The sequence below is a fragment of the Nocardiopsis moroccensis genome (genome assembly GCF_055763695.1).
Genome location: NZ_CP199747.1, coordinates 625,577 through 649,573, shown reverse-complemented (window position 1 = coordinate 649,573; position 23,997 = coordinate 625,577). Strand labels below are relative to the sequence as shown.

Here is a 23,997-nt window from a genome sequence, read left to right as displayed (position 1 = left end):
GAGGAAGGGCGGGTCGTGGCTGGGGAGCGGCACGCCCCTGCGCCACAACGGGTGTTCGGACGACCGGGGTACACCGTTCGGCCACACCCGCCTGTTAGCCTCCGGCCGGTCGGTGTGCCACGACCGCCCTGCCCACCCCTGCTGAGAGGATCGCCTCCGTGACCGCAGCGCCCCGCAGAGTCGCTTCCACCGCCACCCTCGTCCTGGCAGCATCCGCCCTGGTGGCGATGCCTGCTTCCGGGGCCGTGTCCGCTTCGGTCCCCGAACCCCCGGGGGCGCACGAGGTGCGTTTCGCGACCTTCAACACCGCACTGGAACGCCCGGAGCGGGGCGCCCTGGCCGAGGAGCTCGCCACCCCCGACAGCGAGCAGGCCCGCAACGTCGCCGAGATCATCCAGCACGTGCGCCCCGACGTGCTGCTGGTCAACGAGTTCGATTACGACGAGGAGGGCGCGGGTCCCCGGCGGTTCCAGGACAACTACCTGTCCGTGGGGCAGAACGGCGCGGAGCCGATCGAGTACCCGTACGTGTACACCGCGCCGGTCAACACGGGTGTGGCCTCGGGGGCGGACCTGGACGGCAACGGGGAGTCGGTGACCGAGCCGGGCGCTCCGGGGTACGCCGAGGACGCCTTCGGTTACGGCCTCTTCCCCGGCCAGTACGGGATGGTCGTGTACTCGCAGTACCCGATCCTCACCGACCAGGTGCGCACCTTCCAGAACTTCCGCTGGGCGGACATGCCGGGCGCGATGCTGCCCACCGACCCCGGGACCGGTGAGCCGTACTACTCGGAGGAGGCCCTGGAGGTGCTGCGGCTGTCCTCCAAGAGCCACTGGGACCTGCCGATCGACACTGGTCGCGGCCGTCCGGTACACCTGCTGGCCAGCCACCCCACGCCGCCGGCCTTCGACGGTCCCGAGAAGCGCAACGTGGCCCGCAACCACGACGAGATCCGCTTCTGGGCCGACTACGTGAGGCCGCGCGCGGGTTCGTACGTCTACGACGACGCGGGCGTCCAAGGAGGACTGGCACCGGGGTCGCGTTTCGTGATCGCGGGTGATCTGAACGCCGACCCGAACGACGGGGACGGGCACCCGGAGGCCGTGACCCAGTTGTTGGAGCACCGGGACGTCGTGGACGTGCGCCCCTCCAGCCAGGGCGGGCGCGGCGCCGCCGAGCGTCAGGGCGGCGCCAACGGGGGGCACGGGGGCGCTCCGGAACTGGACAGCGCCGACTTCGCCGACGAGCCCGGGCCGGGCAACCTGCGGGTGGACTACGTGCTGCCGTCGCGTTCGCTGCCCGCGCGGGGTTCGGGTGTGTTCTGGCCGACGGTGGACGACCCGCTGTTCCGGTTGACCGGGGACTACCCCTTCCCCAGCTCGGACCACCGCCTGGTCTGGGTGGACGTCGTCCGGTAGGCGCCACCCGTGGAGAACGTCGCGGACCGGCGCCGGACCGGTCCGCGACGGCCGGGTTGCCGCGCCCGTGGCCCCCGGTCAGGGCGTGGGCGCTTCCTCCTGTTGGGCGGCGTCGAGTCCGGCGCTGATCACCCGGTCCATGATGGCGGCGAGCCGGTCCGGTCCCAGGCGGGGCGCGTACTCGGCCATCCGCTGGACCAGTCGGCGTTCGCGTTCCATGTCCCGTCCGGCGAAGTAGCCGACCGGCTTGAGCCGCTGCACCTCGGCGGCGACCAGGGCGCGGCGTTCGAGGAGCCCGGCGAGTTCGGCGTCCAGTGCGTCGATCCGGCCGCGCAGGTGGGCGATGTGTTCGTCGGTCTGCCGCGGGATGTGGCGTTCGTGCACGGTGGGTCCCTTCCTCGGTGCGTACGGGTGCGCGGTGCGGCCGTACGTCCCCGAGGTACGGGGGTGTGGGGCGTCGGCCGCCCGGAAAAGCGAAAGAGCACCGGGCGCTGCCCGAGTGCTCTGTTGCCGACGTTCCCCTGATTCCGCCTACGTGGAAGCGGCCGACGGGTCCGTCGGCTTGCTAAACACGAAATAGCGGTGGGTCATGGGGAGGATGGTACTACAACGGCGGGGGCCGCGCCGAGCGGGCGCGTCCCCGGGTGCCGGGTCACTCGTCCGCCTCGACCCGGATCATCAGGGCCGTGGCCTCGGCGGTGACCTGGCCGTGGGCGCGGATCCGACCGGCGACGAAGACCTTGCGCCCCTCGACCCGCTCCACCCAGGATGTGATCTCCAGCGGAGTGAACAGCGGGGTGGGGCGGCGGTAGTTGATCTCCAACTTCGCGGTCAGGCCGGGGCTGGTCTCGACGGCGGAGACGCTGCCGACGGCCTGGTCGAGCATGGCGGCGATCCAGCCGCCGTGCACGAGGCCGGGAGGGCCCTGGTAGATGGTGTTGAGGGTGACCTCGGCGCGCAGGCCCTCGTCGGTGCGGTCGAGGAAGAGCTGCGGGGCGGCGGGGTTGGTCTCGCCCTCGACGATGTTGGTGATGGTGCCGACCATGGTGGTGCCGTCGCCGAGCTCGCGACGGACCATGGTGCCGATCTGGCGGCGGGCGACGTTGAGGCGGTCGGTCAGGCCCTCGACGGTGGCGGCGGTCTCGGCGAGGGTGTCGGTGTCGACCTCGGTGTTGGCGACAGCGTCCACCAGGTCGTGGACCCGGGAGACCAACGTGCGCAGTTCGGCGGGGAGCGAGTGGGCGTCGACGAGGGGGAGCCCGAAGGCTCGGGGGTCGTCAGGGCTCTCGGTGACCGGCTGCGTGTTGACCGTCATCTGTTCCTCGTCGGGTCGGTGTTCGTTCTCGGCTGGCTGGGGCGTGCGGGGGCACGCCGGGGAAGCCACCGTCAAAACCGAATCCTACTCGGTAGTATTCCAGGAAGAGGAAGGGGTCGGTGCGCTCCCCGTCACACCCGCGGGGGACAGGGAGGGCACCGGGGCCGCCGCGGAGGCCGCCCGGGTCAGCCGAGTTTGTGCTCCATGTGCAGGTGGGGGATGCCCGCGTCCATGAACTCCGCACCGTGGGCGGTGTACCCCAGCCGCTCGTAGAAGCCGAGGGCGTGGGTCTGCGCGTGCAGCTCCACGCGGTCGAGCCCGGACTCGCGCGCCAGGTCCTCTGCCGCACGGACCAACGCGGCACCCGTACCCTTCCCCCTCCCCGAGGGCAGGACGGCCATCCGGCCCAGGAGCCCGGAACCGTCACCCTGGTCCACCAGACGGACCGTGCCCACCGGCACCCCGTCCGCCAGGGCGAGGAGGAAGTCGGCGGTGACGTCCCGCTCGTCCCACTCCTCCTCGATGGGCACCTGCTGCTCGGCGACGAACACGGCTCCCCTGATCACGAAGACGGCCGCGCGGTCCCGCTCGTCCAGGACCCGGCGAATCTGTGGCTTGCTCATCCGCGCAGGATATCCGCGCGGGCCGACGGGTACCGCACCCGGTCCCGGCCAGGTGCCCCTCTCCCCCACCGTCCCGCTCCGCCCGCCCTAACCTGGACGTATGGAACTGCCCAGCGAAGTCCACCCCACCGTCGAGGACCCGCGTGTGGAGCGCGCGCGGTACTGGCGCTTCTCCGGGCTGCCAGACACCGAACTGCTCACCGCCCGTTTCGTCACCACGTCCTTCACCAGGCACACGCACCCCACATACACCATCGGCATGATCACCGGCGGCATCGAGGAGTACTCCCACGCGGGCGGGCGCTCACGGGTGGGGCCGGGCGGGCTGGCCGTGGTCGGGCCGGACGAGGTGCACACCGGGCACGCGGGGGTTCCCGAGGGGTGGGGGTACCGGGTCTTCTACCCCGCCCCCGAGGTGGTCGAGGGGATCGGCCGTGAGCTGGGGATACGGGGCACCCCCGGGTTCACCGCCTCCGGAATCCACGCACCCGAGGTCTCGCGGGTACTGGTGGGGGCGCACCTGGCCGCCGAGCGGGGAGAACGCCTGACCGCGTCCTCCCTGGCCAGGCAGGGCATCGCGATGCTGCTGCGGTCGCACGGGCGCGAGCGGGGCACGGAGGACGGCGCGCACACGGCACGGCCCGAGGTGGCCCGGGTCCGGGAACTGCTGGCCGAGCGCCTCGTGGACCCGCCGACCCTGGAGGAGCTGGCGGCGCGCGCGGGGATGGGCCCCTTCGCGCTGTCGCGGGCCTTCCGGACCGCCTACGGGCTGCCCCCGCACGCCTACCTGAACCAGATGCGCGTGAACCGGGCCAGGGCGCTCCTGCTTCAGGGGCGCCGGGCGAGCGAGGTGGCCGCGGAGGTGGGGTTCGCCGACCAGCCGCACCTGACCCGGCACTTCCGGCGCCATCTGGGCGTACCGCCCGGCGCCTACCAGCGCGCCCTGCACCGGACCTGAACCGGCCGGGCCCCGGCCCGGGTCGGCGGGCACCGCGGTGCAAGAACGTTCAAGACGGGCGGCTCGTGCCCGCCTAACGTGGGCGAACGTGAAGATCCTGTCGCAACTACGTTCCCCGGCCGTCCGGGACAGCTTGGGCATCGGCGTCGCCGTGGGCGCTGCCGGCCTGGCCTTCGGCACCGCGGCCGTGGCCGCGGGACTGTCCCCCGCGCAGGCCCTGTTCCTCAGCCTGTTCATGTTCACCGGCGCCTCCCAGTTCGCCCTGGTCGGGGTGATCGCGGGGGGCGGAAGCCTCGTCGCCGGGGCACTGGGCGCCCTGCTCCTGGGTGCCCGCAACACCCTGTACGGGCTGCGGTTGGCCGATGTGCTGGGGTACCGGGGCGCGCGCCGTGCGCTGGCCGCGCACGGGGTGATCGACGAGACGACCGCGGTGACGCTGGTCCAGCCGGACCGGGAGTCCGCCCGTACCGCGTTCATGACGACCTACGTGGTCCTGGGCGGCTTCTGGGTGGCCACGACCCTGGTGGGTGCGCTGGCCACGGAGCGGGTGAGCGACATCGACGCGTTCGGGCTGGACGCGGTGGGGCCGGCGATCTTCCTGGGACTGCTGTGGCCCCGACTGCGCGAGGGCGGCCCGCGCACCTGGCTGATCGCGGCTCTGGGCGCGGGATTGGCCCTGGCCGCGACCCCGTTCCTGCCGCCGGGGGTGCCGGTGCTGCTGGCCGCCTCCGCCGCGCTGCTGTCGTTCGTCGGGGTCGGCGGCCGACCGCCCGAGGGGGGCCGCGCCTGCGAGGGGACCAACGGCCCCCGAGGGTCCGAAGCCTCCGAGGGGGCGCGGCCATGACGCTGTGGATCGCGCTGATCGCCACCGCCATCGGGTGCTACCTGCTCAAGTACGCGGGTCTGGCGGCCCCCCGCCGCCTGCTGGACGATCCGTGGCTGCGAAGGTTCGCCACGGCCGTCCCCCTGGCCCTGCTGGCCGCGCTGATCGCCGTCCAAGCGCTGGGCGACGGCCAGGCCCTGGCCTGGGACACCGCCCGTATGGCCGGGGTGGGGGCCGCCCTGCTCGCCCTGGTGCTGCGCGCCCCGTTCCTGGTGGTGGTCATCGCGGCAGCCGGTACGGCCGCGGCCGTGCGCGCGCTGGGAGTCGGTTAGGTACGGGCTGGGCGGAGTTGTCCACAGGCGGTTCCGGCCACTCTTGACCGGCCATGGGCCGCCTGCCAGAGTCAGCCGCATGTGTTCCGGGGCACACCCTGGCTCCGGGGCGCACCGAGTGGACCTTGCGACGATGGAAGGACCCGCCTCCATGGCCCCTGCCGCACAACGGCCCCAGCCCCCCACCGACACCGCCGCCCAAGCGGCGGTGGAGGTCCTGGCAGCCGCCGGGATCAGACGGTGCTACACCGTCCCCGGCGAGAGCTTCCTCGAACTCGCCGACGCCATCGACCAACACCCGGAGATGGCGCTGGTCTCCACCCGGCACGAGGGCGGCGCGGCCTTCATGGCCGAGGCCGAGGCCAAGCTGACCGGTGTCCCCGCCATCGCCGCGGCCACCCGTGGCCCGGGCGCGGCCAACCTGGCGGTGGGTGTGCACACCGCCATGCAGGACTCCACACCCATGATCGTGTTCCTCGGCCAGGCCGAGACCGAACGGCTGGGACGTGAGGCCTTCCAGGAGGTGGACCTGACCGCCTTCTACGCACCGATCACCAAATGGTCCACCACCGTGCACCGGGCCGACCGGCTGGCGGAGACCACCGCGCGGGCGATCCGGATCGCCACCACCGGCCGACCGGGCCCGGTGTCCATCGCGGTGCCGGGCGACCTGTTCGGCCGGCGGGTCGACCGCCGACCGGTACCGCGTCCCCCTGCGGCGCCCCGGCCCCCGTTGGGCGAGGACGACCGCGACCGGCTGGCCGACTGGCTTGCCCGGGCGGTGCGCCCGGTGATCATCGCGGGTGGCGGTGCCCGGTCCGCCCGCGAGGACCTGGTCCGCGTGGCCGAGCAGTACAGCGCGGGCGTGTACGCCGCCTGGCGCCGACAGGACGTGTTCCCCAACGACCACCCCCTCTACCTCGGGCACCTCGGGCTCGGAGCGCCGAACGCGGTGCTGGGTGCCCTGGCCGACGCGGACGCGGTCCTGGTGGTCGGGTGCCGGATGAGCGAGACCACCACCCAGGGGTACCGGCTGCCCGAGTCCGACGGGCGCACCCGGGTGGCGCAGATCGACATCGACCCCGGGCAGATCGGTGCCGGCCGGGACGTGTGGTTCGGGGCGGTCGCCGATGCCGGGAAGGCACTGCGCGCGTTGTCCGAGGCTCCGGTCAGAGTGTCCTACCGGGACTGGAGCAGAGCCCGACGGATGTGGGTGGAGAGCACCGCGGTCCCGCCGGGGACGGCCGAGCAGCGGAGCGGCCGTATGCACCCGTGGTCGGTGGTCGCCGGTATGTGCGAGGCCCTGCCCGAGGACACCCTGATCACCAACGACGCGGGCAACTTCGCCTCCTTCCTGCACCGGGGCTGGTGGTTCCGGCACCCGGACACCCAGCTGGCACCGACCAGCGGGGCCATGGGCTACGCCGTCCCCGCCGCGGTGGCCGCGAAGATCGCCGCACCCGGGCGGACGGTCGTGGCGGTGGCGGGCGACGGCGGCGCGCTGATGACCGGGCAGGAACTGGAGACCGCGGTGCGCAACGGCGCGGCGATCACCGTCGTGGTGTTCCAGAACGGGCTCTACGGCACGATCGCCATGCATCAGGCCCGCGAGCTGGGCAGGATCGCCGGTACCGAGATCAGCGGCCCCCTGGATCTGGCGGGTTACGCACGGGCGTTGGGGGCGCGCGGAGCCACCGTGCACACTCGCGAGGAGCTGGTGAAGGCGTTGGCCGAGGCGGTGGCTTCGGACCTGCCGACCCTGGTGGACGTACGCACCGACCCCGAGGTGATCAGCCCGACCGCGACCATGTCCGACCTGTTGGGCGAGCAGGGGTGAGCCGGGTCCGGGGCGGGGCCGCGCGCCCCGCCCCGGACCCTCCGCCGGGGTCAGCCGGGTCCGGGCCCGTCGGTGTAGGTCCCCGCGGCTTCGCGCAGGGCGCGCACGACGGCACGGATCGCGGGTCTACGGGACGCCTCGCTGCGCCAGAACACGTAGACCTGGCGGACCAGCGCGGGTTGGACCGGGACCGCCCGCACCCCCTCCGGCAGGGGGCCGCGCCCCAGCCTGGGCATGACGGCCGCGCCGATCCCGGCGGCGACGAGGGCCAACTTGGTCTGGTGTTCCTCGACGTTGTGCACGACGGTGGGCTCGGCTCCCCGGCCCCGGATGATGCCGTGCAGCCAGTCGTCGCAGATCGACCCCTTGGTCCAACTGATCCAGGGGAGGTCGAGGATCTCGTCGAGTTCCAGGAGTTCGCGGTGGGCCAGGGGGTGCTCCGCGGGCAGGGCGATGTCGCCCACGTCCTCCATGACCGAGGCCCTGGTCATCCCCTGGGGCAGGGTCAGCGGGGATCCCATCCAGTCCACGACCATGGCCAGGTCGGCGTCTCCGTTGACCATGGCGGGGATGCTCTCGTGGGGTTCCTCCTCCTGGAGTTCGACGCGCAGACCCGGGTGGGCCTCACGTAGGGCGGGGAGCGCCGCGGGCAGGAGTCCGCGTACCGCCGTGGGGGTGGCGGACAGGCGGAGGTGACCGGTGACGTCGCCCCGGTGGGCCTCCAGGTCGGCCTCCGCACGGTGGACCAGGGACAGGATCCGCGAGGTGTGTTCGACGAGGAGTTCGGCGGCGTCGGTGAGGCGTACGCCGCGCCCGTTGCGTTCGACCAGGGGTTGACCCACCTCGCGTTCGAGCTTGGCGAGCTGCTGGGAGACGGCGGAGTTGGTGACGTGCAGGGCCTGGGAGGCGGCGCTGAGGGAGCCGTGGGCGGCGATGGCGTGCAGGACGCGGAGCCGGTCGACACTGAGCATGTAAGGAACTCTAATATCTGCCTTAAGAAATACGAAGTAGACCTAAGGCATCGGGCAAGGATAGAAACATCCCATGTCCACTCTTCCCGGCGCCGCGGAACCCTCCGTCCCAGCCCCAGCTCCGCCCCCGAACCGCGTTCCGTTCCCGGGCTGGCGCGCCAAGTTCGTACTCCTCGCGCTCATCTGGGGGATGAGTTTCGTCCTGATCAGGACCGGCGCCGAGGTCCTCGCCCCGGTCCAGCTCTCCCTGGGCCGCATGGCCACCGGTGCCCTGCCCCTGCTCGCGGTCCTGTTCCTGCGCGGCGGACGCCTACCGTCCTCGCCCCGGCTGTGGGGGCACGTGTTCGTGGCCGCCCTGCTGCTGAACACCGTCCCCTTCACCCTGTTCGGGTACGCCGGCCAGCTCATCCCGTCCGCGCTGATGGGGATCGTCAACGCCTCCACCCCGCTGTTCGGGGTGGTGTTCGCGATGCTGATCCTGTCCGACGAGCGCCCCGACCGCGGCCGCGTCCTCGGGCTCGGCATCGGCTTCCTCGGTGTCCTCACCGTCTTCGGGGTGTGGAACTCCCTGGCCGAGGTGAACGTGGCCGACGACGACGCCGTGCTGGGAATGCTGCTGGTGGTGGCCGCCACCGTCTGCTACGGGATCGGCACCCCCTACCTGCGCCGATTCGTCGCGGGCAGCCCGCACACCGCGCTGGAGCTGAGCGCCCTGCAGATGCTGCTCGGCACCCTCCCCCTGCTCGTGATCGCCCCGCTGACCACCGACCTGCCCACCGAGCTGACCTGGCGGGCGGCCCTGGCGGTGACCGCACTGGGGGTGTTCGGCACCGGGTTCGCCTACATCCTGAACTACGCGGTCGTCCGCGCGGCCGGGGCTACCGTGGCCACCACCGTCACCTATGTGGTCCCGGTGGTGGCGGTCGCCGCGGGGGTCCTCCTGCTCGGCGAGACCCTGAGCTGGAACCAGCCGCTGGGCGCGGCCGTCATCATCCTGGGTGCGGCCCTGTGCCAGGGGGTCCTACGCGTCCGCCGCCCGGCCCCGGTCGGGGGCGGACGGCGGAAGGATGGTGCCCGGGAGGGGGTCTAGTCCTCGCGGAGCTTGTCCACGGCGGCTTCCAGGTCCTCGGGGTAAGGGCTGGAGAACTCCACCGGGCGGTGCTCGGTGGGGTGGTCGAAGCCCAGGCGTACCGCGTGCAGCCACTGGCGGCGCACACCCAGCCGTTCGGCGAGAGTGGGATCGGCGCCGTAGAGGTGGTCACCCACACAGGGGTGGCGCAGCGCGGCCATGTGCACCCGGATCTGGTGGGTCCGCCCCGTCTCCAGCTTGATCTCCAACAGGCTGGCGGCCCGGAAGGCCTCCTGGGTGTCGTAGTGCGTCACCGAGGGGCGGCCGCCCGCGACCACGGCCCAGCGCCCGTCCCCCGCGGGGTGACGGTCGATGGGGGCGTCGACGGTGCCCCGGAGCGGGTCCGGGTGGCCCTGGACCAGCGTGTGGTAACGCTTGTCGACGGTGCGCTCCTTGAACGCCCGTTTGAGCACGCTGTAGGCGGTCTCGCTCTTGGCCACCACCATCAAGCCGGTGGTGTTGGCGTCCAGACGGTGCACGATGCCCTGGCGTTCGGCGGCCCCGCTGGTGGCCAACTGCACGCCGGAGGCCAACAGACCCTCCAGCACACTGGGCCCGGTCCAGCCGACCGTCGGGTGCGCGACCACGCCGACCGGCTTGTCCACCACGATGATGTCGGTGTCCTCGTGCACGATCCGCATGCCGGGGACGGCCTCGGCGCGGGGCACCGGGGCGGTGGGCGGCGGCGGGAGGGTGACCTCCAGCCAGGCCCCGGCCTGTACGCGGTCGGACTTGCCCGCCTCGGCGCCGTCGAGGAGGACTCCGCCGTCCCCGATCAGCTCCGCGGCCCGGGTCCGGGAGAGCCCGAACATCCGTGCGATCGCGGCGTCGAGCCGGTCGCCCTCCAGACCGTCGGGGACGGGGAGGCTCCTTGTGTCACTCATGCGCCCTGTCCCTGTTCGTCGTTGCCACCGGTGTCGGCGTCCTTCTTCCGGGCGGGCGCCTCGTCCGCGACCATCGTCCCGTCCAGGTTGAGACCCCTGAAGGTCAGCAGCACCACCAGGCAGGCTCCGACCACCACGCAGGAGTCGGCGATGTTGAAGACCGGGAAGTCTCCGACGCTGATGAAGTCGACGACCGCTCCGGTGCCGGGCGTCTCGCCACGGAAGTAGCGGTCGACGAGGTTGCCCGCGGCCCCGCCCATCATCAGCCCGAGCGTGACGCCCCACCACGGGCTGCGCACACGCCAGCCGAGGTAGGCGATCACGAGGACCACGAGGGTGGCGATCGCGGTGAACACCCAGGTGTACCCGGTACCGAGCGAGAACGCCGCCCCGGTGTTGTACACCAGTGTGAACTGGACGAAGCTGCCGATGATGTCGAGGCGCTCGCCCTGGGAGAAGGCGGCCAGCACCCACTCCTTGGTGAGGAGGTCGGCGACGATCGCGGTGAGCGCGACCAGCAGCAGGATCAAGTACCTGCGCGGCCGGGCGGCGGTGTTGTCGGTCGTGGTCATGTTGCTGTCCCCGGAGGGCTCTACCTCAGTCAGCGACGCTCCTCGCGCTGTTTGCAGGTGACGCACAGGGTGGCGCGCGGAAAGGCCTGCAGCCGTGCCTTTCCGATGGCCTGACCGCACGAGTCACAGACCCCGTAGGTCCCCGCGTCCATCTGTTCGATCGCCCGCTCGCTCTTGGCGAGCAGGTCACGAGTATTGTAGGCCAACGCCAGATCGTGTTCGCGTTGGAAGGTCTTCGCACCGACGTCCGCGGGGTCGTCCCCCGCGCCCTCGACCGGGTCGGTGAGCCGGTCCGCGAGTTCGTCCTCGATCTCGCGGAGCTCCTCCCGCTGCGCCGCGATCTCGCCCTGCAACTGGTTCCGGACCTGCGCAAGCTCCTCCGGTGTCCAGGGCTCCTCCCCCGGCCGGACAGGCAGCGCCGCCGCCTCGGTGGCCTTCATCGCACTCCCCCTCCACGCGTCCCACAGCCCCCCGCGTCCGTTCTGATCTGCGGGATCTCCCCCTTGGCAAGGCCGTGAGTAGTGCCGCGAAGCCTAGGCAATCCACCGCTCCGAGGCAATGATCCCGGCGGTGCGTCCGCCGAGGCGAAGGGGGCGCCCCGGCGGACGGGATCCCTCACAGGGAGCGTCGGTACAGGGCCGTGGGCAACACGAGGGTTCCGCGCAGGAGCGTCTCGTCGGTGACGGTGCCGGTGTCCCACCAGCCCTGGTGCTCGTAGAAGCGCCGGGCACGGGCGTTGGCGACCAGGACCCGCAGGACGGCCTGGTCGGCCGTTCCCTCGGCCATCGTCTCGTGCAGGGCGCGGGCCAGCTTCCGGTTGGTCCCCGAGCCCCACACCTCGGGGACGGAGTAGAAGGTCTCCAGATCCACCACCGAGCGGTTCTCGTCCTCGGGGTCGGGGCCCGGCACGAAACCGGCGAAGGCCACCACGGCGCGGTCCTCCTCCGCGACCAGCACGCCGGCCCCGGGGGCGGTGAAGTCGCCGGTGAGCCGTCTCGACCAGACCCCGGCCAGGCGCTCGGGGTCCAGGTTCTCCAGCGCGTAGTCGGGGATCATCCCGCGGTAGGCGGCCTGCCAGGAGCGGACGTGCACCCCGGCGATGGCCGGGGCGTCGTCGGGGTGTGCCTCACGAATCGTCATGAAGACCCATCCTGACCGTCGGGGCCGCCCGGTGCCAGGGCCGCACGGCTTCGCCCCGGGCGGCCACGCCCGCACGCACGGGCACGCGGTCACTCGGCGACGGCGAAGCCGCCGTAGTCCTCGGCGAGCAGAAGCAGGTGGGGCTCGTCGAAGACCGCCGGGCCGCCGTGCGGCCCCGTCAGCACCTCGATCACCCAGTCCACGTCCTCGGCGTCATCCTCACCCGCGAGCATGTCCCGGTGCACCCGGCAGGGCTCGTACCCCTGTTCCAGAAGCTGCTCGGCCAACTCCTCCGCGTCCTCGCGTTCGGGCAGGGTCACCAGGACCGCGCCCCGCGTGTGCTCCGCCACGGCCGCTCCCTCAACTGATCCGCGGCGCACCTGGCCGCACTGCGTTATCCTGACGGTGTGTCGATGGGGACGAGTAACGCTGGCCCCGACCGGACGGACACAGCCTAGAGGCGGCTGTGCCGGCCAAGCGACCCGGGGACGGTGTGAGCCCGGGGGCAACGACCAGCGCGAAGATCACCCCGGAGCAGCCGGAGGAACAGGTGCCCGCGTGCGTCACGGCGCACCCCAGTAGAACCGGCACGGACCCAACGAAGTGGGATCCGCAGCCGATCCGCCCAGCGGATCCGGCCGCGGTTCCAAGGAGGGTGGTACCGCGGGGCTCCGCCTCGTCCCTCCGTCAGGAACACCCCTGATGGAGAAAGGTACGACGGTGACCGACGACCCCCGGCCCGAATCCCGCGCGCTGCCCCAACTGCCCGCCCAGATCGACCTGCCCGCGACGGAGCGCGAGATCCTCGGCCGCTGGTCGAAGGAGAACGTCTTCCAGCGGTCGCTCGACCAGACCCGTGGCAACGAGAACTGGGTCTTCTACGAGGGCCCGCCCACCGCGAACGGCCAGCCCGGTGTCCACCACGTCGAGGCCCGAGCCTTCAAGGACGTCTTCCCGCGTTTTCGCACCATGCGCGGCTACCACGTCGACCGCAAGGCCGGCTGGGACTGCCATGGCCTGCCCGTCGAGGTCGCCGTGGAGAAGGAACTGGGCCTGAGCGGCAAGAAGGACATCGAGGCCTTCGGCATCGCCGAGTTCAACGACCGCTGCCGCGAGTCCGTCCTGCGCAACGTGGACGCGTTCACCGCCATGACCGAGCGCATGGGTTATTGGGTGAACATGGACGACGCCTACCGCACCATGGACCCGCAGTACGTGGAGTCCGTCTGGTGGGCGCTCAAGCAGATCTGGGACAAGGGCCTGCTCGTCCGCGACTACCGGATCAGCCCCTACTGCCCGCGCTGCGGCACCACGCTCTCCGACCACGAGCTGGCCCAGGGCTACGAGACCGTCACCGACCCGTCGGTGTACGTGCGCTTCCCGGTGACCTCGGGTCCGCTGGCCTCACCCGAGCACCCCACCTCGATGCTGGTGTGGACCACGACCCCGTGGACGCTGGTGTCCAACACGGCCGTGGCCGTGCACCCGGACGTGGAGTACGTGGTGGCCACGGACGGCAACGAGCGGCTGCTGGTCGCCCGTCCGCTGTTCGAGAAGGTCCTCGGCGAGGGCTGGGAGCTCACCGGTGAGAGCTACGAGGGCGACGAGATGGAGCGCTGGACCTACCAGCGCCCCTTCGACCTGGTGCCCTTCGACGAGCCCGCGCACTACGTGGTGCTCGCGGACTACGTGACGGTCGAGGACGGTACCGGTCTGGTCCACCAGTCCCCCGCCTTCGGTGCCGACGACATGACGGTCTGCCGCTCCTACGGTCTGCCCGTGGTCAACCCGGTCCGCCCCGACGGCACCTTCGAGGCCGAGCTCCCGCTGGTGGGCGGGGCGTTCTTCAAGGAGGCCGACAAGACGCTGGTCCGCGACCTCAGGGACCGCGGCCTGCTCTTCCGCCACCTGGACTACGAGCACTCCTACCCGCACTGCTGGCGCTGCCACACCGCGCTGCTCTACTACGCGGTGCCCTCCTGGTACATCCGCACCACCGCGATCAAGGACGAGCTGCTCGCGCAGAACGACGTCACCAACTGGGTGCCGGAGAACGTCAAGGAGGGCCGCTTCGGCGAGTGGCTGCGCGGCAACGTCGACTGGGCGCTGTCCCGCAACCGCTACTGGGGCACCCCGCTGCCGATCTGGGAGTTCCCCGACGGCCGCCAGATCTGCGTGGGCTCCCTGGAGGAGCTGAGCGAGCTCAGCGGCCAGGATCTGTCCAACCTGGACCCGCACCGCCCCTACGTCGACGACGTCGTCATCCCCGACCCCGACGCCGACCCCTCGCTTCCCGAGGAGGAGCGGGTCGCCCGCCGCGTGCCCGAGGTCATCGACGCCTGGTTCGACTCCGGTTCCATGCCGTTCGCCCAGTGGGGCGCCCCGCACCGGGACGAGGAGACCTTCGAGGCCAACTTCCCCGCGCAGTACATCTCCGAGGCGATCGACCAGACCCGCGGCTGGTTCTACTCGCTGCTCGCGGTGAGCACCCTGGTGTTCGGCCGCAACTCGTTCGAGAACGTGGTGGTGCTCGGCCACATCCTCGCCGAGGACGGCCGCAAGATGAGCAAGCACCTGGGCAACGTCATGGAGCCCATCCCGGTGATGGACCAGCACGGCGCCGACGCCCTGCGCTGGTTCATGTTGGCCAGCGGCTCGCCGTGGACGGCCCGACGGGTCGGCCACTCCGCCCTGGAGGAGATCGTCCGCAAGGTGCTGCTGACCTACTACAGCACCACGTCGTTCTTCACCCTGTACGCCAACGCCGGGAGCGGCTGGGACCACTCGAAGCTGGCCGACGCCCCCGCCCCGCAGGACCGCCCGCTGCTGGACCGGTGGCTGCTGTCCGAGCTCAACGAGGTCGTCCGCGACGTCACCGAGGCCATGGAGGCCTTCGACACGACCGGGGCCGGGCGCCGTCTGACCGCGTTCGTGGACGACGTGTCCAACTGGTACGTGCGCCGCTCCCGGCGCCGGTTCTGGGGCGGTGCCGACACCCCGGAGGGCGCTGCGGCCTTCGCGACCCTGTTCGAGGCACTGGAGACCGTCACCCTGCTGATGGCCCCCATCGTGCCGTTCCTGACCGAGCACGTGTGGTCGGCGCTGCGCCGCCCGCAGGGCGCGGACTCGGTGCACCTGGCGTCCTGGCCGGAGGTCCACGAGGAGCTGATCGACCCCGACCTGTCGAAGAACATGGCGCTGACCCGTCGTCTGGTGGAGCTGGGCCGGTCCGCCCGCGTGGACTCGGCCATGCGTACTCGGCAGCCGCTGGCCCGCGCCCTGGTGGGCGCCCCGGGCTTCACCGAACTGCCGGAGCAGCTGCGCGCCCAGGTGGCCGACGAGCTCAACGTGGCCCGGCTGGACGCGCTGTCCACCGTCGGCGGCGACCTCGTGGACTACGTGGTCAAGCCGAACTTCCGTGCTCTGGGCAAGCGGTTCGCCAAGCGCACGCCGCTGGTGGCCAAGGCCATCCAGGCCGCCGACCCGGCTGTCCTGGTCGAGCAGGTGCGCGGGACCGGCTGGGCCCAGGTGCGGGTCGAGGACGAGCCGGTCGAGGTGAGCGCCGACGAGGTCCTGGTGACCGAGCAGCCCCGTGAGGGTTGGGCGGTGGCCTCCGAGTCCGGGGAGACGGTGGCCCTGGACCTGGAGCTGACCCCGGAGCTGCGCCGGGCCGGTCTGGCCCGCGAGATGGTCCGGATGCTCCAGGAGGCCCGTAAGAACAGCGGCCTGGACGTGTCCGACCGGATCCGCGTGTGGTGGGCCGCCGAGGACGAGGTCGTCAGGCAGACCCTGTCCGAGCACGGCCGGATGATCGCCGGTGAGGTCCTGGCCGACACCTTCGTGGCCGGGGCGGGCGAGGACGCCCCGCACTCCGCGGAGTCGGAGGAGTTCGGGGTGGCCTTCACCTTCCGCCGCGCCTGAGCGGGCACGCACGCCTGAGAGGCGACGAGGGGCCCCGCTCGGCAGAGCGGGGCCCCTCGGGCTGTCCGGGGGAGGTCAGCCGGTGAAGGAGGAGTCCGGCTGCTTCCTGGGGTCGTCACCGACCTCGTCGGGCGGCTCCTCGCCGGTGGTGCCGGTGCCCTCTTCGGTTCCGTCCCCGGTCCGGTCGGGCCGGGACCGCTCCGGGGCCGTGTCCTCCTCGGTCTCCCCGGGATCGGAGTCCGGGGCCTCCGTGTCCGGGGCCTCCGTGTCCGGGGCGGTGTCGCCCTCGTTGTCGAGGATGGCGGCGTAGGCCAGGACCGAGTCACCGTCCCCGGCCACCGCCCCGTCATCGGCGGGGGCCTCGTCGGTGGTTCGGTCCTCCTCAGGGGCTCCCTCGGGTTCCTCGGAGACTTCGTCGGCCCCCTTTTCCGCGTCCTGCGGCCCCTGGTCCACGTCCTCTGAGGTCCGGACCAGGTCATCGGTGATGGTGTCCGCCGGTCTCGCGGGACCGGTCCCAGCCGTTTCCCCGTCCCCTGCGGGTCGCTCCTCGTCGCCGGAGGCCTGCGCGGGGGTCTCCCGGGGTTCGTCGGCGACCCCGTCCAGCTCGGGCTCGGGTTCCAGCTCGGGCTCGGCCCCGGGCCGCTCAACGCTCTGCGCCGGTCCGGTGTCCGCCACCGGCTCGGAGTACTCGTGGGGAGTCTCGGCCTCTTCGGGGGCCGTGTCCCGGGAAGCTGCTGTCTGTCGCTCGGCGAGCGCTTCGATGTCCCGGGCCGTGTCCGCGGTGGCGGGAGGTCCGTCCTCGCCAGGGGTCGGCCGGTGGTCCCGGCCGGCCTCGCCGGTAACGGCCGCGGGGATGCGGTAGGCGAACGCCCTGCCCGGATCGTCGGGCTCGGAGGCGGTCCCGGTCTCTTCGGCGCCGCGTGCGGCGGGCTCTGCCCCGGGATCCTCTTCCGGGTCCTCCTCCGCGGAGGTCTCTCCGGGCGCGGGAGCCTCCTCGACAGGGGTGTGCTCGGCGGTGGTCACGCCGTGCTCGGGTTCGTTCTCGACCCTCTGCGGCCCCGCATCGGCCGGGGTGTCGGCCCCGACCGGCGCCTCGTCCCGGAGGGCCGGTTCCGGCCAGCTTCCGACAGTGGGGGTCTGCCAGCGGGGGATCTCGAACTCCGCTTCCTCTTCGGTCTCGTCGGCGGCCGTCCGGTTCCGGTCGCTGACGGGCTGCTCCGAAACGGCGGATTCCCGCACCGGCCGGCCGGCCGGTGCGGGTGCGCGCCGAGACTCCTCCGGTTCCCACGGTCGGGCCGGGGCCGTGTCGGCCGCTGTGGCGGCCTCCACGGGGACGGACGCCTTCCCCAAACCGTCCGTCCGTTCCGTGTCCGTTCTCGTCCCGCCGAACCTCCCCTGGATGATCGCGCCCAACAGTAGGAGCACGCTCAGCCCGCCGAGTCCCAGGGCGATGTACACCAGGGTGGTCTCGGCGAGGACCAGGGCAGCTGCGATGACGGCGATGGCCGCCAACACCGCCACGGTGGCGAGGAGGCTAAGGATCACGGGTCGACCAGGGCCTTTACACGTGTGGAGCCGGAGTCTTCAGTTGTTCGGAGCCGCATGGCCGCTGACGGGTCAGCGACGCTCGTGCGGAGCCTCACCCGGGTGGAAGCCACCGTGCTGGGCGGGCTCGGGCTGACCGAACGGGTTGCCGCCGGGGCCGTGCTGCTGGAGCGCGGGTGCCCCGCCGGTCTGGGGAGCCATCGTCTGGAAGCCGCCCGTGGTGTTGGGGTTGGGCTCGACCGGCTTGCCCTCCTCGTTGAGCTCGCGCAGCTGGCGCTCGAAGTAGTCCTTCAGGCGGCTGCGGTACTCGCGCTCGAAGTCCTTGAGCACGTTGACCTTGTGCTCGAGCTCCTCGCGCTGCTGAACCAGGCTGCCCATGACCTGACGGTGGCGCTCCTGGGCGTCCCGGTCGAGGTTCTCCGAGCGGGCGCGGGCCTCACCGATGATCTGGTCCGCCTGCCGGCGGGCCTTGCCGAGGATGTCCTCGGACTCGTGGCGGGCGCGGCCGAGGGTCTCGTCCGCCTCACGGCGGGCGTCGGAGATCGCCTGGTCGGCGGTCTGCTGGGCGAGCGCCAGGACACGGGCTGCCGTGTCCATGTTCTCCTCGCCGCCCATGGCCAGGTTCGCACCGGTCATCGCCATCTGCTGCTGCGGCGCGGGCGGCTGGGGCTCGACGGGCTGCTGCGCCTGGACGGGCTCCGGGCGCATCTGCTCCATCTGCTGCGGCGCCTCGGGGGCCTGCTGCTCCTGGGGCTGCTGGAAGTCCTGCATGCCGGCGTTGGGGACCTTGCCCCGCAGGCACTCGGCGAGCTTGCCGCGCAGTTCCTCGTTCTCCTGGATCAGCCGGTCCAGCTCGGACTCGACCTCGTCGAGAAAGGCGTCGACCTCTTCTTCGTCATACCCGGGTCGGAGCCGGGTGGTACTGAACTGCTTGTTCCGCACATCGGCGGGTGTCAGCGGCATGTTCGTCTCCTTGGCGCGCTTGGAGTCTGTCCGTAGGGACGCTACCTGATCGTGACCTTACGGCAATCCAGATCATGACCAAGACCACATATCGGAATCAGGGGCTGTCTTTTCCGCCCCCGCCCTCCTACCCCACGCTGAGCATCAGGCTCCCCAGAATGCTCTGGAGGATGATCACGGCGAAGAAGAGGACCAGCACACTCAGGTCGAGTGCGATACTCCCCAGCCGGATCGGCTTGATGAACCTGCGCAGGAACCTCAGTGGCGGATCGGTGATCGTGTACACGATCTCAGCGAGCACAAGTACGAACCCGGTGGGCCGCCACGTCCGGGAGAAGGACTGCACCATCTCCAGGACCACCCTCGCTATCAGCACGAAGACAAACAGCTGCAGCAGGAAGGACAGCACGGACAGGACGATACTCACGGTCGTTCCCCGACCCAATCTCTGGACAAATGTGATGATCTAGCTCTGATTGAAGAACCCTCGCTCGGCGATCCGCGCCTTGTCTTCGGCGGTCACCTCGACGTTGGCCGGGGACAGCAGGAACACCTTGTTGGTCACGCGTTCGATACTGCCATGGAGACCGAAGATCAGACCAGCCGCGAAGTCGACGAGACGCTTGGCGTCGCTGTCGACCATCTCGGTCAGGTTCATGATCACCGGTGTACCTTCCCGGAAGTGCTCTCCGATCGTACGCGCCTCGTTGTAGGTACGTGGATGGAGCGTGGTGATCCGAGCCAGGTCGGCGGTTGAGGCAGTCATGGCCGTACCACTGCGTCGCTCACCCGTTCCCAGGTAGTCGCCGGTGTCCGGCACGTCCTCGCCTCGTACTTCCTCGCCTCGCGGAGTGTCAGCGCCGCGGTCACGCTGCTCCTCCACGCCCTCGTCGAAATCGTCGAACTCATCATATTCGTCCGCATAGCGGTGGTCGTAACGGTCGTCCTCCACGAGGCCGAGGTAGACCGCCATCTTGCGCATCGCGCCGGCCATCTCATGTCCTCCGTCGTCCCCGCGGCCTTCACCGCAGCCGACTCCTCCGTCTTCGGCCCCTGTGCCCCGCGTACACGGGGTGTTCGTCCATTCGGGCGAACGCCACAGACAGGCCCCAAGGTCTATGTGGGGACATTACCCCACGATCGGTCCCCGGGAGCCGAGCAACGCCGTACCGAGTCGCAGGTGTGTCGCGCCCCGGCCGATCGCTGCCTCCAGGTCCCCGCTCATCCCCGCGGAGATCACCGTTGCCCGAGGGTAGTGATCCCGGATCACCCCCGCCACCTCCTGGAGGCGGGCGAAGGCCGCGTCCGGGTCTGTGCCGCGGGGGGCGACCGCCATCACACCGCCGAGGGTGAGCGCCTCGTGCTCGGCGATCCGCTCCGCGAGCCCGATCGCGTCCGCCGGATCCACGCCTCCACGCGGGCCGATGACCCCGGCCTCGGAATCGGTGTCCAGGTTGACCTGTACCAGACAGGTCAGACTCCGACCCGCCGCAGCGGCCCGGTCGCCCAACGCCCTGGCGAGTTTGGCCCGGTCGACCGAGTGCACCACATCCGCGTAGGAGGCCACCGAGCGCGCCTTGTTGGTCTGCAACTGGCCGACGAAGTGCCAGGTCAGACCGAGGTCCGCAGTCTCCGCGGCCTTCGGGGCCGCTTCCTGGTCACGGTTCTCACCGACGTCGGTGACCCCCAGAGAGGCGAGAATGCGCACATCGCCGGCCGGGTAGGTCTTCGTCACCCCGATCAGCGACACCTCCGAGGGGTCGCGGCCGGCCTTCTCGCAGGCCTCCTCGATCCTGGCCCGCGCGGCCCGGAGGTTGGCGCGGATCTGCTCGGTGCGCGCGGGATCGGTGTGTGACACGGGCGTACCTTCTCTTTACTGCTATGGCCGGATGTGGCTGGGGTGTGGCCGGTTGCGGCCCCGCCGGAGGACCGCGCGGCTCAGGCCCTCGGAACTCCTCCGCGGGCCGGGGTGGCGAAGACCTCAGTCGCGCCAGAGGAAGGAGGCGAACCGGCCGGTCGGCGCGCCCCCGCGGTGGGAGAACAGTTCCGGGCTCTCCAGGGTGCAGCGGCCGTCAGCGAGGACGTCCCCGACCCCGGCCCGGCCCAGTTGGGCAGTGACGGCGGCGGTCATGTCCACACCCGTGCTGCCCTGCCTGGTGGTCGAGGCCGCCTCCGGGGTCCGTGCGGCGGTCTCGGCCTGGAGGTCGGGCGGAACCTCGTAGCACCGGCCGCAGATGGCCGGCCCGAGGAAGACGGTGATCCGGTCACGTCGGGCGCCCTGGGCGACCATGGTGTCCACCAGGTTGACGGCCACGCCGTGCGCGGTGCCCAGCCGTCCCGAGTGGGCCGCGCCCAGCACCCCCGCCTCGCCGTCGGCGGCCAGAACGGGCAGACAGTCCGCCGCCATCGAGGCGAGCACCAGGTCCGGGCGGGTGGTCACCACACCGTCGCAGGTACCGACCCCGCCGGGCTCGGTGGCCACGAGCACGTCGGCACTGTGGACCTGGGTCATCCACACGACCCGCTCGACACCGAACCCGAGATCCTCGGCCGCCCGGGCCCGGTTGGCGGTGACCGCCTCCCGGGTGTCACCGGTACCCAGTCCGAGGTTGAGCGAGTCGAACGGCGGCCGGCTCACCCCGCCCTTGCGTTCGGTGACGGCGGCACGGACACCGTGTCCCAGGTCGATGATGTTCCCCATCGGATCGACGCGGTCCTTCCCTCGGCCCCGCGGGGAACCGGACGGTTCCGCCTCCGGGGGCGGCGACGGCCCCGCCACGAGGGTCGGGGCCGCTGACACGTCGATGGTACCGGGGTGGTGGCGGACTACTTCAGGAACTCCGGCACGTCCAGGTCGTCGGGGTCGTCGAAGATGACTCGGCGCCGGGGCGTGGGAACCTCGCCGCGGCGTTCGGAGGCGTCCGAGACCGCGTGGATGTGGCTCGACTGGGTCTCCTGCTCGGCCTCGGGCTCCGGTGCCGGTTCCGGTGCGGGCCGTTCCTCGGCGGGGGCGGCCTGCGGCTCCGGAGCAGCCGGCTCGGACTCGGGCTCGGGGTAGGAGACCTGGTGACCGTTGCCCTGGGGCTGCTCGGGCTGGGCCGGGGCCTGGGCACGCTGGGGCTCCTGCTGGGGCTCCTGACGGGCCGGCTCCGGAGCGACCGGCGGCTGGACCGGCGGCATGGCGGGCCGTGAGGCCTCCTGCGCGGGCTGGGCCGGGCGGGAGGGGGTGATCCACGGCATGCTGGTGGCCGGCGCCCCGCTCGCGTCCGCGGTGGACGGCGCCGTCCTGGCCGACGGCTCCTCCCCACCGGACGTGATGCCTGCCGTGGGGGCGACGGCCTCAGGAGGGTCCACCGGCTGGCGCTCCCGCACCACGGCGCCGGTGACCTCGGGTTCGTCGAAGCCCGCCGCGATGACGGTGACCCGCACCTCGTCGCCCAGGGCGTCGTCGATGACGGCGCCGAAGATGATGTTGGCATCGGGTGCGGCCGAGTTGGCGACCAGCTGCGCGGCCTCGTTGATCTCGAAGAGGCCCAGATCGGAGCCGCCCTGGATGGACAGGAGTACACCGTGTGCGCCGTCGATACTGGCTTCGAGGAGCGGTGAGGAGATCGCCAGTTCGGCCGCCGCGACGGCCCTGTCGTCTCCTCGTGCCGATCCGATCCCCATCAGCGCCGATCCCGCCCCCGACATGACCGACTTGACGTCGGCGAAGTCCAGGTTGATCAGGCCCGGCGTGGTGATCAGGTCGGTGATGCCCTGGACACCGGAGAGCAGGACCTGGTCGGCCGCCTTGAAGGCGTCCAACACGCTGACCTGTCGATCCGAGATGGACAGCAGGCGGTCGTTGGGGATGACGATGAGGGTGTCGACCTCCTCGCGGAGCATCGCTATCCCCGACTCGGCCTGGGTCGCCCGGCGCTTGCCCTCGAAACCGAAGGGCCGGGTGACCACTCCGATGGTGAGCGCGCCGAGGGAACGGGCGATGTTGGCGACGACGGGGGCTCCGCCGGTGCCGGTTCCACCACCCTCTCCGGCCGTGACGAAGACCATGTCGGCCCCCTTGAGGACCTCCTCGATCTCCTCACGGTGATCCTCCGCGGCCTTGCGACCGACATCGGGGTTGGCGCCTGCGCCCAGGCCACGGGTGAGCTCACGGCCGACGTCGAGCTTGACGTCCGCGTCACTCATCAGCAGCGCTTGCGCGTCGGTGTTGATCGCGATGAACTCGACGCCCTTGAGCCCCTCTTCGATCATTCGGTTGACGGCGTTGACACCGCCGCCGCCGATGCCGACGACTTTGATGACCGCGAGGTAGTTCTGCGGTGCTGCCACGACGAGGGGCCTTTCCGCTCGCATACGCCGTTCCGTCTCCGCGTCCGCTGGCCGGTGGCCAACGGGTGCGCCGGCGGTTCGGCATCCGGTTCTACAGTGTGCGTTTCGGGTGCCCCCGCCCGACGGCCGCGTGAGCGGCTGCCTGTGGAGGACCCGGGGTCACCGGTACCGTCCTGCGTCTGCCGTCCGACCCTGACGGTCTGGATCGGCCCGCTCCGCGAAGCGGGGGCGAAACGGTTCCTGAGTACCCCGAAAAGCGTGTTTTACTGCGTGGTTGACAGTGGTTGTGCTTCCCGACAGTAAGCGGACTGTCGAGTACGGGCAACCGAAGACAGCTTCAGCCTAACGTCGTATAACGCGAGGAAGCGAAGTGCGCACTCGGCGCGTCGCGTCTGGAATGTCCTCGGCGCGTGTCGGTCGGCGGGTCCGCGACCGTACTCGTGGCCCCAACAGCCCCTTGCCCCGGGCTCTCCCCCGCGCTCCCCTCCCTTGGGAAACGTTTCACCGGACGATGGCCAAGTCCGGGGTTCCGACATCGTAGACACGCCCCTCCTGCGGCGGATGTTCGCGCATCAGCACCCGCAGGACCTCGCTCTTGTCCTCGGCGCCCTGTGCCCGGCCCCATGCCACGAGGGCTCCGTTGCCGAGTTCGACGGTGATCTGTTCCGTGTCGGTGGCGTCGATGAGTTGTATCTGGGCGATGAGGGAGTCCGGGGCGCCCTCGACGATGTCCGCCGCCGCCCGGACCGCGTCGTTCCCCTCGATCTCCCCGGTGACCCGGACCAGCGGGTGGGTGCCGGGGCGGGTCGGGGAGTCCTCGATACGCACCCCGTCACCGTCGACGAGCCGGTATTCCTCCCCCACCCGGACGGCGAGCAGGGGTCTGCGCTCGACGACCTCCACCTCGAGGGTCGCGGGCCAACCGCGGGTCACCCTCGCGGACTCGACCAGGTCCAGGCTCTCGGCGCGCTCGCGGCCGCGGTCCAGGTCCACCCGTATCAACGGGGTCCCCGTGTCCACGGCCACGGCCGCGACGACCTCCTCCCTCGACACCCGGTCCAGGCCGGTGACGGCGACGTCACGCACGACCAGCAGCCGGGAGCCGAGCAGCACCCACGTGACCACGCAGATCAGGGAGACGACGAGCAGTACCGCGAAGGCGACCTTCCAGGGGTCCGATCTCCGGCGCGGCGCGGCCCCGTTCTTCGCCCTGGTCCGGTCAGCGCCCACG

24 protein-coding genes are annotated in these 23,997 nt (G+C 71.4%); 7 read left to right on the top strand and 17 right to left on the bottom strand.

Annotation, left to right across the window (positions count from 1 at the left end; genetic code table 11):
• The first annotated feature begins 227 nt into the window (after positions 1 to 227).
• Positions 228 to 1,418, top strand: coding sequence for an endonuclease/exonuclease/phosphatase family protein (locus tag ACUKCB_RS02725; protein ID WP_473040903.1), 1,191 nt, complete (start codon positions 228 to 230; stop codon positions 1,416 to 1,418).
• A 78-nt stretch (positions 1,419 to 1,496) separates the two neighbouring features.
• Here ACUKCB_RS02725 and ACUKCB_RS02720 read toward each other — a convergent pair whose 3' ends face one another.
• From ACUKCB_RS02720 to ACUKCB_RS02710, 3 genes are all read right to left on the bottom strand, one after another.
• The gene (locus tag ACUKCB_RS02720; protein ID WP_473038853.1) at positions 1,497 to 1,802 is read right to left on the bottom strand and encodes a chorismate mutase; all 306 of its coding nucleotides are present in this window, start codon (positions 1,800 to 1,802) and stop codon (positions 1,497 to 1,499) included.
• 268 nt (positions 1,803 to 2,070) lie between these two features.
• Positions 2,071 to 2,733, bottom strand: coding sequence for a PaaI family thioesterase (locus tag ACUKCB_RS02715; RefSeq protein WP_473038852.1), 663 nt, complete (start codon positions 2,731 to 2,733; stop codon positions 2,071 to 2,073).
• A gap of 185 nt (positions 2,734 to 2,918) precedes the next feature.
• Positions 2,919 to 3,356, bottom strand: a complete 438-nt coding sequence (locus ACUKCB_RS02710) for a GNAT family N-acetyltransferase (RefSeq protein ID WP_473038851.1) — start codon at positions 3,354 to 3,356, stop codon at positions 2,919 to 2,921.
• A 100-nt stretch (positions 3,357 to 3,456) separates the two neighbouring features.
• Here ACUKCB_RS02710 and ACUKCB_RS02705 point away from each other — a divergent pair, with 100 nt between their 5' ends.
• The 4 genes from ACUKCB_RS02705 to ACUKCB_RS02690 all read left to right on the top strand — a co-directional run bounded on the left by ACUKCB_RS02705 (position 3,457) and on the right by ACUKCB_RS02690 (position 7,306).
• On the top strand, positions 3,457 to 4,314 hold the full coding sequence (locus tag ACUKCB_RS02705; RefSeq protein ID WP_473038850.1) for a helix-turn-helix domain-containing protein: 858 nt from the start codon (positions 3,457 to 3,459) through the stop codon (positions 4,312 to 4,314).
• Between the two features lie 88 nt (positions 4,315 to 4,402).
• The gene (locus tag ACUKCB_RS02700; RefSeq protein ID WP_473038849.1) at positions 4,403 to 5,158 is read left to right on the top strand and encodes an AzlC family ABC transporter permease; all 756 of its coding nucleotides are present in this window, start codon (positions 4,403 to 4,405) and stop codon (positions 5,156 to 5,158) included.
• Entirely contained in the window at positions 5,155 to 5,469 is a 315-nt protein-coding gene (locus tag ACUKCB_RS02695) for an AzlD domain-containing protein (RefSeq protein WP_473038848.1), read from the top strand. The genes ACUKCB_RS02700 and ACUKCB_RS02695 overlap by 4 nt, the downstream gene beginning before the upstream one ends.
• Before the next feature lie 151 nt (positions 5,470 to 5,620).
• Positions 5,621 to 7,306 (top strand): thiamine pyrophosphate-dependent enzyme, encoded by a 1,686-nt coding sequence (locus ACUKCB_RS02690; RefSeq protein ID WP_473038847.1) that lies wholly within the window; start codon positions 5,621 to 5,623, stop codon positions 7,304 to 7,306.
• A gap of 50 nt (positions 7,307 to 7,356) precedes the next feature.
• Here the strand turns inward: ACUKCB_RS02690 and ACUKCB_RS02685 are convergent, their stop codons facing one another.
• Positions 7,357 to 8,277: a LysR family transcriptional regulator gene (locus tag ACUKCB_RS02685; protein ID WP_473038846.1), complete on the bottom strand. Its 921-nt coding sequence runs from the start codon at positions 8,275 to 8,277 to the stop codon at positions 7,357 to 7,359.
• A 73-nt stretch (positions 8,278 to 8,350) separates the two neighbouring features.
• Here ACUKCB_RS02685 and ACUKCB_RS02680 point away from each other — a divergent pair, with 73 nt between their 5' ends.
• Complete coding sequence (locus ACUKCB_RS02680; protein ID WP_473038845.1) at positions 8,351 to 9,367, top strand: DMT family transporter; 1,017 nt, start codon at positions 8,351 to 8,353, stop codon at positions 9,365 to 9,367.
• Here ACUKCB_RS02680 and ACUKCB_RS02675 read toward each other — a convergent pair.
• From ACUKCB_RS02675 to ACUKCB_RS02655, 5 genes are all read right to left on the bottom strand, one after another.
• Positions 9,364 to 10,290 (bottom strand): RluA family pseudouridine synthase, encoded by a 927-nt coding sequence (locus tag ACUKCB_RS02675; protein ID WP_473038844.1) that lies wholly within the window; start codon positions 10,288 to 10,290, stop codon positions 9,364 to 9,366. The two genes, ACUKCB_RS02680 and ACUKCB_RS02675, sit on opposite strands and share 4 nt — an antisense overlap.
• Positions 10,287 to 10,862: a signal peptidase II gene (lspA, locus tag ACUKCB_RS02670; RefSeq protein WP_473038843.1), complete on the bottom strand. Its 576-nt coding sequence runs from the start codon at positions 10,860 to 10,862 to the stop codon at positions 10,287 to 10,289. Before lspA ends, ACUKCB_RS02675 begins: the two co-directional genes overlap by 4 nt.
• A 29-nt stretch (positions 10,863 to 10,891) precedes the next feature.
• The gene (locus tag ACUKCB_RS02665) at positions 10,892 to 11,302 is read right to left on the bottom strand and encodes a TraR/DksA family transcriptional regulator (RefSeq protein ID WP_473038842.1); all 411 of its coding nucleotides are present in this window, start codon (positions 11,300 to 11,302) and stop codon (positions 10,892 to 10,894) included.
• Positions 11,303 to 11,477: 175 nt separating this feature from the next.
• A complete protein-coding gene (locus ACUKCB_RS02660) occupies positions 11,478 to 12,002 on the bottom strand; it encodes a GNAT family N-acetyltransferase (protein ID WP_473038841.1) in 525 nt (174 codons plus the stop codon).
• An 89-nt stretch (positions 12,003 to 12,091) separates the two neighbouring features.
• The gene (locus ACUKCB_RS02655) at positions 12,092 to 12,352 is read right to left on the bottom strand and encodes a hypothetical protein (protein ID WP_191272315.1); all 261 of its coding nucleotides are present in this window, start codon (positions 12,350 to 12,352) and stop codon (positions 12,092 to 12,094) included.
• 370 nt (positions 12,353 to 12,722) lie between these two features.
• On the opposite strand from ACUKCB_RS02655, the gene ileS reads away from it, so the two are divergent.
• Positions 12,723 to 15,923, top strand: a complete 3,201-nt coding sequence (gene ileS / locus ACUKCB_RS02650; RefSeq protein ID WP_473040902.1) for an isoleucine--tRNA ligase — start codon at positions 12,723 to 12,725, stop codon at positions 15,921 to 15,923.
• 75 nt (positions 15,924 to 15,998) lie between these two features.
• Here ileS and ACUKCB_RS02645 read toward each other — a convergent pair whose 3' ends face one another.
• From ACUKCB_RS02645 to ACUKCB_RS02610, 8 genes are all read right to left on the bottom strand, one after another.
• A complete protein-coding gene (locus tag ACUKCB_RS02645) occupies positions 15,999 to 17,468 on the bottom strand; it encodes a hypothetical protein (RefSeq protein WP_473038840.1) in 1,470 nt (489 codons plus the stop codon).
• Between the two features lie 72 nt (positions 17,469 to 17,540).
• Positions 17,541 to 18,431, bottom strand: coding sequence for a DivIVA domain-containing protein (locus ACUKCB_RS02640; RefSeq protein WP_473038839.1), 891 nt, complete (start codon positions 18,429 to 18,431; stop codon positions 17,541 to 17,543).
• Between the two features lie 127 nt (positions 18,432 to 18,558).
• The gene (locus ACUKCB_RS02635; RefSeq protein ID WP_191272320.1) at positions 18,559 to 18,858 is read right to left on the bottom strand and encodes a YggT family protein; all 300 of its coding nucleotides are present in this window, start codon (positions 18,856 to 18,858) and stop codon (positions 18,559 to 18,561) included.
• Positions 18,859 to 18,897: 39 nt separating this feature from the next.
• Complete coding sequence (locus ACUKCB_RS02630) at positions 18,898 to 19,425, bottom strand: cell division protein SepF (RefSeq protein WP_473038838.1); 528 nt, start codon at positions 19,423 to 19,425, stop codon at positions 18,898 to 18,900.
• Positions 19,426 to 19,560: 135 nt separating this feature from the next.
• Complete coding sequence (locus ACUKCB_RS02625) at positions 19,561 to 20,289, bottom strand: YggS family pyridoxal phosphate-dependent enzyme (protein ID WP_473038837.1); 729 nt, start codon at positions 20,287 to 20,289, stop codon at positions 19,561 to 19,563.
• A gap of 123 nt (positions 20,290 to 20,412) precedes the next feature.
• Positions 20,413 to 21,132: a peptidoglycan editing factor PgeF gene (gene pgeF / locus ACUKCB_RS02620; RefSeq protein ID WP_473038836.1), complete on the bottom strand. Its 720-nt coding sequence runs from the start codon at positions 21,130 to 21,132 to the stop codon at positions 20,413 to 20,415.
• Between the two features lie 125 nt (positions 21,133 to 21,257).
• Complete coding sequence (ftsZ, locus tag ACUKCB_RS02615) at positions 21,258 to 22,766, bottom strand: cell division protein FtsZ (protein WP_473040901.1); 1,509 nt, start codon at positions 22,764 to 22,766, stop codon at positions 21,258 to 21,260.
• Positions 22,767 to 23,267: 501 nt separating this feature from the next.
• A complete protein-coding gene (locus ACUKCB_RS02610; protein WP_473038835.1) occupies positions 23,268 to 23,996 on the bottom strand; it encodes a cell division protein FtsQ/DivIB in 729 nt (242 codons plus the stop codon).
• Between the last annotated feature and the right edge of the window lies 1 nt (position 23,997).

Bases quoted from the DNA above. Each gene is read 5' to 3' on its own strand.
- ACUKCB_RS02630 (WP_473038838.1), bottom strand. From the start codon at position 19,425: ATGGCCGGCGCGATGCGCAAGATGGCGGTCTACCTCGGCCTCGTGGAG.
- ACUKCB_RS02710 (WP_473038851.1), bottom strand. From the start codon at position 3,356: ATGAGCAAGCCACAGATTCGCCGGGTCCTGGACGAGCGGGACCGCGCG.
- lspA (WP_473038843.1), bottom strand. From the start codon at position 10,862: ATGACCACGACCGACAACACCGCCGCCCGGCCGCGCAGGTACTTGATC.
- pgeF (WP_473038836.1), bottom strand. From the start codon at position 21,132: ATGGGGAACATCATCGACCTGGGACACGGTGTCCGTGCCGCCGTCACC.
- ACUKCB_RS02690 (WP_473038847.1), top strand. From the start codon at position 5,621: ATGGCCCCTGCCGCACAACGGCCCCAGCCCCCCACCGACACCGCCGCC.
- ACUKCB_RS02685 (WP_473038846.1), bottom strand. From the start codon at position 8,277: ATGCTCAGTGTCGACCGGCTCCGCGTCCTGCACGCCATCGCCGCCCAC.
- ACUKCB_RS02660 (WP_473038841.1), bottom strand. From the start codon at position 12,002: ATGACGATTCGTGAGGCACACCCCGACGACGCCCCGGCCATCGCCGGG.
- ACUKCB_RS02695 (WP_473038848.1), top strand. From the start codon at position 5,155: ATGACGCTGTGGATCGCGCTGATCGCCACCGCCATCGGGTGCTACCTG.
- ACUKCB_RS02725 (WP_473040903.1), top strand. From the start codon at position 228: ATGCCTGCTTCCGGGGCCGTGTCCGCTTCGGTCCCCGAACCCCCGGGG.
- ACUKCB_RS02705 (WP_473038850.1), top strand. From the start codon at position 3,457: ATGGAACTGCCCAGCGAAGTCCACCCCACCGTCGAGGACCCGCGTGTG.
- ACUKCB_RS02675 (WP_473038844.1), bottom strand. From the start codon at position 10,290: ATGAGTGACACAAGGAGCCTCCCCGTCCCCGACGGTCTGGAGGGCGAC.
- ACUKCB_RS02715 (WP_473038852.1), bottom strand. From the start codon at position 2,733: ATGACGGTCAACACGCAGCCGGTCACCGAGAGCCCTGACGACCCCCGA.
- ACUKCB_RS02680 (WP_473038845.1), top strand. From the start codon at position 8,351: ATGTCCACTCTTCCCGGCGCCGCGGAACCCTCCGTCCCAGCCCCAGCT.
- ACUKCB_RS02665 (WP_473038842.1), bottom strand. From the start codon at position 11,302: ATGAAGGCCACCGAGGCGGCGGCGCTGCCTGTCCGGCCGGGGGAGGAG.
- ACUKCB_RS02640 (WP_473038839.1), bottom strand. From the start codon at position 18,431: ATGCCGCTGACACCCGCCGATGTGCGGAACAAGCAGTTCAGTACCACC.